7 protein-coding genes and 1 pseudogene are annotated in these 6085 nt (G+C 64.7%); 4 read left to right on the top strand and 4 right to left on the bottom strand.

Annotation, left to right across the window (positions count from 1 at the left end; all coding sequences use genetic code 11):
* Positions 1 to 136: 136 nt before the first annotated feature.
* Positions 137 to 499 carry a hypothetical protein gene (locus MKK82_RS33605; protein ID WP_243988069.1) on the bottom strand — a complete coding sequence of 121 codons (363 nt, stop codon included), beginning with the start codon at positions 497 to 499 and terminating at the stop codon, positions 137 to 139.
* A gap of 584 nt (positions 500 to 1083) precedes the next feature.
* Between MKK82_RS33605 and MKK82_RS33600 the strand changes: the two genes are divergently transcribed.
* On the top strand, positions 1084 to 1443 hold the full coding sequence (locus tag MKK82_RS33600; protein WP_243988068.1) for a hypothetical protein: 360 nt from the start codon (positions 1084 to 1086) through the stop codon (positions 1441 to 1443).
* Positions 1444 to 1966: 523 nt separating this feature from the next.
* On the opposite strand, the gene MKK82_RS33595 is transcribed toward MKK82_RS33600, so the two are convergent.
* On the bottom strand, positions 1967 to 2392 hold the full coding sequence (locus MKK82_RS33595) for a hypothetical protein (protein WP_243988067.1): 426 nt from the start codon (positions 2390 to 2392) through the stop codon (positions 1967 to 1969).
* A 78-nt stretch (positions 2393 to 2470) separates the two neighbouring features.
* Here MKK82_RS33595 and MKK82_RS33590 point away from each other — a divergent pair, with 78 nt between their 5' ends.
* Positions 2471 to 2713, top strand: coding sequence for a DUF6894 family protein (locus tag MKK82_RS33590; protein ID WP_243988066.1), 243 nt, complete (start codon positions 2471 to 2473; stop codon positions 2711 to 2713).
* Between the two features lie 440 nt (positions 2714 to 3153).
* Here the strand turns inward: MKK82_RS33590 and MKK82_RS33585 are convergent, their stop codons facing one another.
* Entirely contained in the window at positions 3154 to 3345 is a 192-nt protein-coding gene (locus MKK82_RS33585; protein ID WP_243988065.1) for a hypothetical protein, read from the bottom strand.
* 242 nt (positions 3346 to 3587) lie between these two features.
* On the opposite strand from MKK82_RS33585, the gene MKK82_RS33580 reads away from it, so the two are divergent.
* Positions 3588 to 4379 (top strand): EAL domain-containing protein, encoded by a 792-nt coding sequence (locus MKK82_RS33580; protein ID WP_243988064.1) that lies wholly within the window; start codon positions 3588 to 3590, stop codon positions 4377 to 4379.
* A gap of 152 nt (positions 4380 to 4531) precedes the next feature.
* Here the strand turns inward: MKK82_RS33580 and MKK82_RS33575 are convergent, their stop codons facing one another.
* Complete coding sequence (locus tag MKK82_RS33575) at positions 4532 to 4867, bottom strand: hypothetical protein (RefSeq protein WP_243988063.1); 336 nt, start codon at positions 4865 to 4867, stop codon at positions 4532 to 4534.
* A gap of 175 nt (positions 4868 to 5042) precedes the next feature.
* On the opposite strand from MKK82_RS33575, the pseudogene MKK82_RS33570 reads away from it, so the two are divergent.
* Positions 5043 to 5859: pseudogene (locus MKK82_RS33570) on the top strand (IS5 family transposase).
* The last annotated feature ends 226 nt before the right edge of the window (positions 5860 to 6085 follow it).

Genomic DNA, 6085 nt, shown 5'->3' with positions numbered 1-6085 from the left:
CCAGCATTCCGAGAAGCCGCTGAGCAAGCTAGCCCAGGACGCGACCGGCGACGCCGGTGCGGATCTGCTCGACTGGCTGCTAGACGGCGGGGAGGATGCTGGTAATAGTGACTGTGGCGATTGAGCTGCCTACGGCTCAGTCCTTGAAGATCCGGACCTCGCCCCCCGAAAGCGCCTCGCGCTGAGCGGTGCACCACTGCTGCTCCCCGACCTCCTTCACTTCAGTGTAGCGCCGCGCCAGTTCGTCCTTGAAGGCGGCGTTCGCCTGTTCCTGACCGAGCACCTTGGTTGCCACGTCGCGCGCGGTCTGTGAGATCCGGAGCGCGGTCGTACCGTCGATCGCGTAGTGCTTGCCGCAGAACGTGATGATGGCTGACTGGGCGCTGGAAGCCCGGAGCAAGGCCAAAGCCTGCGCTTCCTGTGTTTGTGCGTGGATGGGCAAGGCATGCAGGCCCATGGCAAGGGCCAAGGCCGGAATGAGCACCGCGCGGGTATTCACCGGACGCTGTCCGACACTGTGCTCGACATGGCAAAGGCCATGTCGCTCATGGCATTGTGCAGCTCGTTCCGGGCAACGCTGTCAGCCAAGATCACAAGGCTCGCGAGCATGAGCGCAAGTAGCAGGCAGCGGCGGATGGTGAGCGCTGGGATAAGCATGGAAGGCGCCTCAAGGAGACGCCTGCACCGTAGCCGAGCCGCGGATTGCCCGCTGCCGCGCCGTCGCCACAACGGCCATGGAAAGCGGATGGCAGTGCGCTGATCAGCAGCGCCAATGCAGGTTGGAGCGACGCATCAGCAGGCGGACCGCTAGGCCCAGCGCTGTTTCGTAAGGCACGTCACCGATATCGCCTGCCTGTTCACCGGCGCATAGCTGAGCAAAGGCGGCACGTAGATCTGGCTGGGGCATGGGCTCACCCTCCGGGCGGCAAGCCTCAACGGGGTCCGGTGATAGTTAACGGTTGGTTAAGCCGCCCCGAGCCAGCGTAAGCAGTCTCACCGCTGTGGCTGGATTGCCATATCTGCTGACCGCTGCACGCCGTAGATTGGCTAGATGCGATATACAGTTCAGATAGTGAGATCGTAATGCGCGCGCTCGTTCTTGCAGCCGCGAGCACCGCGGTCATGGCCCTTGCCGCCTGCGACACCCAAACCACGTACATCGAGCGGTCGCTCAACCACATGGACACACTGGTGGTCGAACATCCACCGGTGGAGGCGAACCCGGATGGGCGCCGCAACGGGCAGGCCGCCATCGCCGGTTACTGCCGTGAGGGCGGCTTGGTCCGCCGGCGCGACGAAGCGGGCAACCCGGTGGTCATCCGCCAGCGCGAGGCCTGTGACAGCGTTGCCCCGCGCACCCTCAACCCCGGCGAGGTGGATCCTCGGCCAACATGGCCGGCCAATGCCGTGTCTCGCGAGCGGGTCTTGCGTTCGAAGGGCTGACGCAGGCAGCAGCCGGCCATCTGCCGTCCCTCACGCTCACGCTCATAGACGCGTAGACGAACGGCCCCGCGCACATTGGCGCGGAGGGCCGTAATCCACTGGATCCCCCGGTGCGGCCGCTCAGCAGCGGCCACGGAAAGGGTGAAACGTGATGGTTGGGGAAGCCCTGCGGCTGCCTTTCAGTACCGCCGTGGAGGCGGAGGGGGCGGCGGCCTGTCATCGTCCGGCGGGGGTGGACCACGGCGATGTGGCGGCGGCCGGTCGTCATCGAAGTCCTCCCGCGGCGGCGGCCGGAAGCGATGCGGTGGCGGCGGGGGGCGGTCGAAGTCCTCATCCCCGGGCGGGGGAGGCCGCCTATCATCGTAGGGCTGTGCGCCAGCCCCGGCCGTCGCTAGGACGAGCAGGGCTGCGCCGGCGAGAAGTGCGCGCATGTAGTCTCCGTTGGATGAACCCACAAAGGGCATGGGAGCACATGAACGGCTGGTGACCTTCGCAGTAACATCCGGGATACGGATGCGCGTGGCTAGGCGTAGGGGCCACCGAACAGGTCGCCGAGCGCTTTCCGTCTGAACAGCGTGCGCCAGCGTCGCCTCTGATGCTCGGGCCGGTCATGGATCATGTGGCAGCGCTGGCAGAAGGCTGCGAGGTTGGCGTCCGCGTTGTTCGATGTGTCGTGATTGCGGTGTGCAGCAGCCAGCACCACCCGGGTGCGACGGGCCAAGCCAAGGATGTCGGTCCCTGCCGCAATCCTGATCCGCCTGCCCCAGCCGTCCCGCCAGCGATTGGCCTCCGCGTCCCACCAGCGCCCATCGCCGAGGTGGTAGATCATCCGCCCGTGCGGCCGCCCGCATCCCTCGCAGCAGCCTTGCGCCCGGCCGAAGCGGATCACAGCCGAGAGCTGCGGCCAGTCGATGGGGTAGAAGAAGCGGTGCTCGGGCCGGATCGGCATGGTAGCGCACTGTGCCACCCAGCGTGAAAAAAGCGTAGCGGTAGGGCGGCGGATAGGTTCAACCTCACGGGAGGGCAGATGCCACGCTACTTCTTCGACGTCCTGCACGATGGGGAGGACGTGACGCGCGACCACGATGGGGTCGACCTACCCAACTTGGAGGCGGCAGAGATCGAGGCCTTGGAGATCTGGAAGCGTATCTTCAGGGAGAGGACCGCAGGTGCCGCAGACCCGTTCCACTGGCACGTGGCCATCCTGGACGAGCAGGGGACGGCCTTGGCGAAGGTCCCTTACCCATCTGATCTCGCGAGTGAAGCCTGAGGCTGAGGAGTTCGGGCCCGTCCCCACCGTCAGTGCGTGTGGTGTAATACCCCTCCCGCTACCGTGCTTCTTACCGTAGCCGCTGCCGTTTTTTGCTGTGTTTTGCTGTATCCTGCTGTCTCTCGGCCGGACACAGCCGTCCTTCTGCCGCCTCCACGTCATCGCTAAGCCGAAGCAGCGCGGATGCTCTCGGACGTTCGCGTTTGTTCGGAAACGCTCGAAGATGTTCTGTGCACACCTGTGCACCCGGGGGTGCGGACCAGCTCGCCCGGCACGATCCGTGACTACGGGTGCCTTGGTCTGTAGGCAACAAAACCCCGCTCCCGCGCGCCTGTCGCTCCCGGGTAAGACACCGCTTCGGGGCGCATTACGCCCCTCTTCGGCCCGCCGCGGTGATCGCCGACGCGACCAAGAACGCCATGGCGCTGCCCCGGTGAAGGTCAGCCGGACCGTTGCTCTCGGTCTGCTTCCTCGCCCGCCACGGCCTCAACGGCGGCGATGACGTTCTCCAGCTCCGCGACCTGACGCAGGTCGCTTCCAGCAGGCATGCCGTCATGTTGTGCCATCGCCAGGGTAAGCGTGCGCTGCTGCGCCTTCAGGCGTTCAAGGAGAGCGTCGAGCTTGTCGGACATGGGTCGGCTGTAGCCGCACAGGTGAAGGGGCGAACAATCGAGACGAGGCTGCTGTCCGGTGTGGGCCTTGCTGCTGGACCGAGCGCCAAAAACGATCGTAGAACACGTAGATCTGTCCACTCAGCCGCTTCTGTCATCCAGATAGCTTCTAAGAATAGGTCAAATGCGCAATTCTTAGTAGATGATTAATATAATGATGGTTCTATCGAATTCTTTGAAGAGCCATACGATAGAGCGGGCCCATGAAAAGCGGATGCCAAGGTTGTCGAGACGGTGAACCCCTACCGTTCACATTCACGATGGCGTTCCATCCGATCGTAGATGTCAGTCGGGCTACGATCTGGGGCTACGAAGCACTGGTCAGGGGCACGGAAGGGCAGGGCGCCGGACAGATCCTCGGGATGGTCGACGAGGGCAATCGCTATAAGTTCGATCAAGCTTGCCGCGTAAAAGCTATCGAACTCGCCGGCTCCCTGTTCCCAGACGAGGAGACCCGGCTATCGATCAACTTCATGCCCAACGCCGTCTACGAGCCGGCTGCCTGCATCCGCGCGACGCTCGATGCCGCTCGTCGGGTCGGCTTCGCACACCGACAGATCATGTTCGAGTTTACTGAGAACGAGCGCATGACCGACGTAGCGCACGTCCAGCAGATCATCGCCGAGTACCGCAAGCAGGGCTTCGCGACCGCCCTAGACGACTTCGGCGCCGGCTATGCCGGGCTCAATCTGCTGGCGAGCTTCCAGCCCGACTTCATCAAGCTCGACATGGAGCTGATCCGAGGGATCGCGACTTCACCGGCACGGCAGACCATCGTGGCCAGCGTGATCTTGATGGCGCGCCAGCTGGACGTGGCGGTGATCGCCGAGGGTGTCGAGACGGAAGCCGAACTGACGGCTCTTCGTGCAGCTGGGATCCAGCTGTTCCAGGGCTACTTCTTTGCCAAGCCAGCAGTAGCCGACCTGCCGGCCGTCCGTTGGCCCGCGTCCCCCGCCCTCTCGATAGAAGCACTCGCTCAGTCAGATGCGGCTTGACGACTGCTGGGGGGCTGAGACCATGTCGCCTCGACAGCCACCGCCACGCTCGCCATCTTGAGCGTATGCCCGACCATCGAGGCCAAGCCTACGACCCGCAGGAGGAGCCAGTGGGTCGGCAGCTGTCAAACGGCAAACTAGATGGCGGCGGCTTAGGAAGCAGGCGCGAGCACCGTTGCCTCGCTGACGAGGTGATAGAACCTACCCTCGAACAGCGCCATCACCGCCTCAGTCGCGGCATGGGACTCCGGCCGGATCGATGAGGCAAGGCAGGCGTCAAGCGTCTGCTGATCCGGGAAGTCCATCTCCAAGATTATCGCGATGGGCCGAGCGTCTGGATCCTTGGAGACGAGGCGCTGTACCCGCACCGCCGTCACGCCGGGGAAGCGCCGCCAAAGCGGCTCCAACTCATCGCGCACGCGGCCGAAGAACTCCTCTTCACGGCCATCACGTACGGTGCCCTCATAGATCGCGGTTCTCGTCAGCATCGTACCCTCCTGCCTCCCGGTGGGGATCGCTCATGAAGAACCACGAGCGAGCGTGGGTGGAGGACCTACATCGGTCACGACGCTGCCGTGGTCGACCACGCTCACCATCCTGAGCGCATGCTCGCGATACGGCTAGAGGCTGTTACGGACCTGCGGCTGCGCCAGTTTCGGAGGGATGCAGTCCCGTCACGCCTATCCGTCTGATGTCAGCGATGAAGAGTGGGCGCTGGTCGCCCCCTACCTGACCTTGCTTCCCGAAACGGCCGCTCAGCGCGAGCACAGTCTGCGGGAGGTGTTCAACGGGCTGCGCTACGTGGTGCGATACGGCGTGGCTTGGCGTGCGATGCCCCACGATCTGCCGCCCTGGCACGCCGTGTACGATCAAGCCCAACGCTGGCTGAGGGCGGGCTGCTTCGAGACCTTGGTCCACGACCTGCGCGCCGTGCTACGCCTGGCTTCGGGCCGGACCGAGGAACCTTCGGCCGTGGTCCTCGACAGCCGGACGCTGCGCTCGACGCCCGAGAGTGGGGCCCGCGCCGCGTGGGACGGACATAAGCGCACCCGGGGTTCGAAACTGCACGCGGCCGTCGATACGCTCGGGCAGGTGCTGGCGTTGCACGTCACGCCCGCCAATGCCGATGACCGCGCCGCCGTGGCCACATTGGCTGATGCCGTGCAGGAGGCGACCGGCGACAGCGTGGATCTCGCCTACGTCGATCAGGGCTATACCGGCGAGCGAGCGGCGAAGGCGGCAGCCGATCACGGCATCGCCCTGGAGGTCGTGAAGCTACCCGAGGCCAAGCGCGGCTTCGTCCTGCTGCCACGCAGATGGGTCGTCGAACGCGCCTTTGCTTGGATGGCCCGTTTCCCGCCGACTGGCTCGTGACTACGAGCGCTTGCCCGCCACTCTGGCCGGATTGCATCTCGTCGCCTTCAGCGTCCTGCTCCTCCGCAGGGCCGCCGACTTCGCTGCAGTCCGTAACAGCCTCTAAGATGGAGCCTACAACCCAAGGGTGGTTGTCTACCGCAGTGCGGTGGCCTAGGTTTGCAATGCGGGATCGCGATGGCGTCGCAGTTCCGCAGCCCCTCGCGGGCGTTTCCTCCCAAGACTTCGGGCCGCTCCTTCGGGGGTGGCCTTTTTTCTGTCCGGGGAGGCGTATCTATCCGACGCATTAGGGGCAGACAAGCAGGATGTTGCCTGCGCTCTGCGTCGTACAG

Source organism: Methylobacterium sp. E-046 (assembly GCF_022829625.1).
GTDB lineage: Bacteria > Pseudomonadota > Alphaproteobacteria > Rhizobiales > Beijerinckiaceae > Methylobacterium > Methylobacterium longum.
The sequence above is the reverse complement of the archived record's forward strand: the minus strand, read 5'-3'. Positions and strand labels throughout refer to the sequence as shown.

Bases quoted from the DNA above. Each gene is read 5' to 3' on its own strand.
- MKK82_RS33590 (WP_243988066.1), top strand. From the start codon at position 2,471: ATGCCACGCTACTTCTTCGACGTCCTGCACGATGGGGAGGACGTGACG.
- MKK82_RS33595 (WP_243988067.1), bottom strand. From the start codon at position 2,392: ATGCCGATCCGGCCCGAGCACCGCTTCTTCTACCCCATCGACTGGCCG.
- MKK82_RS33575 (WP_243988063.1), bottom strand. From the start codon at position 4,867: ATGCTGACGAGAACCGCGATCTATGAGGGCACCGTACGTGATGGCCGT.
- MKK82_RS33600 (WP_243988068.1), top strand. From the start codon at position 1,084: ATGCGCGCGCTCGTTCTTGCAGCCGCGAGCACCGCGGTCATGGCCCTT.
- MKK82_RS33580 (WP_243988064.1), top strand. From the start codon at position 3,588: ATGAAAAGCGGATGCCAAGGTTGTCGAGACGGTGAACCCCTACCGTTC.
- MKK82_RS33585 (WP_243988065.1), bottom strand. From the start codon at position 3,345: ATGTCCGACAAGCTCGACGCTCTCCTTGAACGCCTGAAGGCGCAGCAG.